Raw genomic sequence first — 727 nt, 5'->3', positions numbered from 1 at the left:
ATAAAGAAAACCCCCGGCTATGCCTGGGGTTCGAAAAAGCTTATAGCTATGAGTATAAATAAAAAACCTCCTTTGAAGAATAAGATTAGGTTCGCCAACCAATCAAATCAAAGGAGGTTTATCCAAATGGATAAAAATAGTTTAGCACACACCAAATGGAATTGTAAGTACCATATAGTATTTGCACCTAAGTATAGAAGACAGATAATCTATGGAAAAATAAAAAGGGATATAGGTATTATTTTAAGAAGGTTATGTGAGTATAAGGGAATTGAAATAATAGAAGCTAATGCATGTAAAGATCACATTCATATGTTGGTCAGTATTCCACCTAAGACAAGTGTATCAAGCTTTGTAGGTTATCTAAAAGGTAAAAGTTCACTTATGATTTTTGATAGACATGCAAATTTAAAATATAAATATGGAAGCAGGCAGTTTTGGTGTAAGGGGTATTATGTAGATACAGTAGGAAGGAATAAAAAGGCAATACAAGAATATATAAAAAATCAGTTATATGAAGATTTAATAGAAGAACAAATGACAATTAAAGAATATATGGACCCGTTTACGGGTGAGCCGGTAAAAAAGAGCAAATAAAAGAGCCTCTTTAGAGGCTGCTTGAAAAAAATATGCAGTTGGCGAACTATTCAATATGCCTTAAGGCATTGCTAGTAACATGCCCTTATAGGGCTAGAGCAAACCACCCGTTAGACGGGTGGTTATGATT

At 33.6% G+C, this 727-nt stretch carries 1 protein-coding gene; it reads left to right on the top strand.

Annotated elements, in window-relative coordinates; translation table 11 throughout:
* Positions 1-126: 126 nt before the first annotated feature.
* On the top strand, positions 127-597 hold the full coding sequence (gene tnpA, locus H8718_RS20335) for an IS200/IS605 family transposase (protein ID WP_249334872.1): 471 nt from the start codon (positions 127-129) through the stop codon (positions 595-597).
* Positions 598-727 lie beyond the last annotated feature (130 nt).

The organism is Zhenhengia yiwuensis (assembly GCF_014384995.1).
Classification (GTDB): Bacteria; Bacillota; Clostridia; order Lachnospirales; family Cellulosilyticaceae; genus Zhenhengia; species Zhenhengia yiwuensis.
Note: the sequence above shows the minus strand (reverse complement) of the source record. Positions and strands in the feature narration are given on the sequence as shown.